The organism is Wolbachia endosymbiont of Drosophila tsacasi (genome assembly GCF_028982115.1).
GTDB classification, from domain to species: Bacteria; Pseudomonadota; Alphaproteobacteria; order Rickettsiales; family Anaplasmataceae; genus Wolbachia; species Wolbachia pipientis_B.
In genome coordinates this window covers 1-2,371 of the sequence record NZ_JAPQLJ010000058.1, presented here as the reverse complement: position 1 = coordinate 2,371, position 2,371 = coordinate 1, and the positions used below count along the sequence as shown (strand labels likewise).

The following is a 2,371-nucleotide window of genomic DNA, read 5'->3' as shown; positions in this document are numbered from 1 at the left end:
CGTCATCCCGCTACTTGTTAGCGGGATCTAGAGATACCGTGGCGGGATGACGAGGATGCCGCCGCGAACTTGTCATTCCAGCGCGTGACGCTGGAATTCAGCCTTTAACTGATATGATTACAGAAAGAGAATTTATTAGGTAATCATAGAAACGGAAAGTGGTAAAGCTTACCACTTTCAAGTAAAGAAAACTACGTTTACGCCTCCTATAATTTCTATGGATTATCCGCTACTGCACCGTCTTTACAAATCACACCTCCTGGTGTTATTTTTGAAACGACTACAGGAGCGCCAAAAAACACAGCAGTAAATGCACCAAGTGCAAAAAGCGCTGGCCACGGCATTCTGCCGAATATTGCAAGCAACGCTGCACCAATTATCACTATTGTGATCATCGGGCCACCTATGCCATGAGTATAGCCTATTATCTTGCATATTACTGATGATGTTGTATCATTTTTATCAACAAAAGTAGAAGCAGGAGGAGCACCTGCATCAAACGCAAAGGAGAGAATTAAAGCTACAAGTAGAAGAAAATTTTTCATTATGCCTCCGATAATTTCTATTTAATGCTGGATTATCCTTCACTTTGATTAAATTTAAGTAAATGGTGAGGATTTTTTGCTTAAAAGTATCCTTTATTTCATTTAGAATACTTTTCTTGGTTCGTTTATATTGCAGTGCTACAGAAATTTTACAGCATCGTTTATTGCCTTTATCGTGCTTTGATTGACACAATTTATAATGATGGAGTGGAGCACGCGGGGTATTTATCATTTTTAATTCTGTTATCAATATTTCCTTTTCTCATCGTTTTAATGGCTGTGGCGTCAACATTCGCAAATTTCTTAGACCAATATAACGTCGGCTGGGCATTTATTGTTGATAACATGCCACAGGATATCTTAGCATCTTTGATGCCACGCATTAGGGAGATAATATCAGGCCCGCCGCAAAGCTTACTAACTTTAGCAATTGTAGGCGCTGTTTGGACTGCCTCGTCAACAATTGAAGGGCTAAGAACAATATTGAACAAAGCTTATAAAGTTCCGGTTTCGCCACCTTATATATTAAGAAGGTTGCTCAGTATACTACAATTTTTAGTGATCACGCTTATTATAACTCTAACTATAGTGTTCTCTACATTAGTGCCAATGCTAATTGATTTTTCCTATCAGGGGATTAGTTATACTAAATATCTCCTCATTGAATTTGTACTTTTCACAGTAGTCTCTTGGCTATATTTTATGTTGCCAAACATAAAACAAAATTTATCAGACGTCTTTCCTGGATCTTGTGTGGCTGTTATTCTTTGGACAATTTCTGCTTCAGCTTTCAAGCAATACTTAAAAGCTTCCTTTGATCAACTGAATTTGATATATGGAAGTTTAGGTGGTATGGTAGTGTCATTACTATTTTTTTATATGCTAAGTTTGATTTTTATATATGGAGCAAAATTTAATTTTCAGCTAAAATATTTCAATGAATCTCGCTAAGGAAAAAGAAATGAGTAAGTTAGAAGGTAAAGTAGCTTTAATCACCGGAGCTTCAGGTGAAATAGGCTCTGCTGTTGCAAAAAGATTTGTAAAAGAAGGTGCATGTGTAATTCTGATTTCAAGATCTCTTGATAATCTCAAGCCACTATATAATGAAATTGAAGAGCTTGAAGAATTTAAAGAAGGCTCTGTGAAACTAATTCAGCTTGATCTTTTAGACTTTGAGAATGTAAAGATACTGACAAACATGATAGAAAGCCTGAAATTATCAGAATCTGGAGCACTTGATATATTAGTTGCGTGTACTGGAATTTCAGGCAAACTGAACCCCATTCACGACTGTGAGATTGAAGAGCTACAGAATGTAATGAATACAAATTTTACTGCCAATTGGTACTTACTAAAAAACTTAGATCCAATGCTAAAGAAGTCTAATGCTGGAAGAGTGATATTCATGACCTCAGAGGTGACACTTTCTCCTTCCTCTTATCCATATTGGATGCCGTATGCTGCAAGTAAAGTTGCACTAGAAATAATGGTGCAGATATATGCATCTGAGACAAAACATACAAAATTATGTGTAAACGCTGTATACACGAAAGGACCTGTAGGTAGTGAGCAGGCATTTCCTGGATCTGAATTGGTGTCACCTGATAAACTAACAGACAAATTTGTGGAGCTCGCTTCTAACGATTGCAGCGTATCAGGAGAAATCTTACCGCTTAGCAAATCTCCCGAATAAATTACATATAGCTAACGACGATTTGAGAAACCATCATCCCGCTACGTGTTAGCTGACCTTACCCAGAAAAAGTAGAGAGAAAGTTAAGACGTTTTTGTCATGAAAATGATGCATCAAATTGTTCGGGAATGCA

General features: G+C 37.1%; 3 protein-coding genes. 2 read left to right on the top strand and 1 reads right to left on the bottom strand.

Annotation, left to right across the window (positions count from 1 at the left end):
- Window positions 1-215: 215 nt before the first annotated feature.
- Window positions 216-545 (bottom strand): TrbC/VirB2 family protein, encoded by a 330-nt coding sequence (locus OZD70_RS05885; RefSeq protein ID WP_275021567.1) that lies wholly within the window; start codon window positions 543-545, stop codon window positions 216-218.
- A gap of 135 nt (window positions 546-680) precedes the next feature.
- On the opposite strand from OZD70_RS05885, the gene OZD70_RS05880 reads away from it, so the two are divergent.
- Window positions 681-1,496 carry a YihY/virulence factor BrkB family protein gene (locus tag OZD70_RS05880; RefSeq protein ID WP_275021565.1) on the top strand — a complete coding sequence of 272 codons (816 nt, stop codon included), beginning with the start codon at window positions 681-683 and terminating at the stop codon, window positions 1,494-1,496.
- Entirely contained in the window at window positions 1,483-2,238 is a 756-nt protein-coding gene (locus OZD70_RS05875; RefSeq protein WP_182184038.1) for an SDR family oxidoreductase, read from the top strand. The genes OZD70_RS05880 and OZD70_RS05875 overlap by 14 nt, the downstream gene beginning before the upstream one ends.
- Window positions 2,239-2,371: the final 133 nt, after the last annotated feature.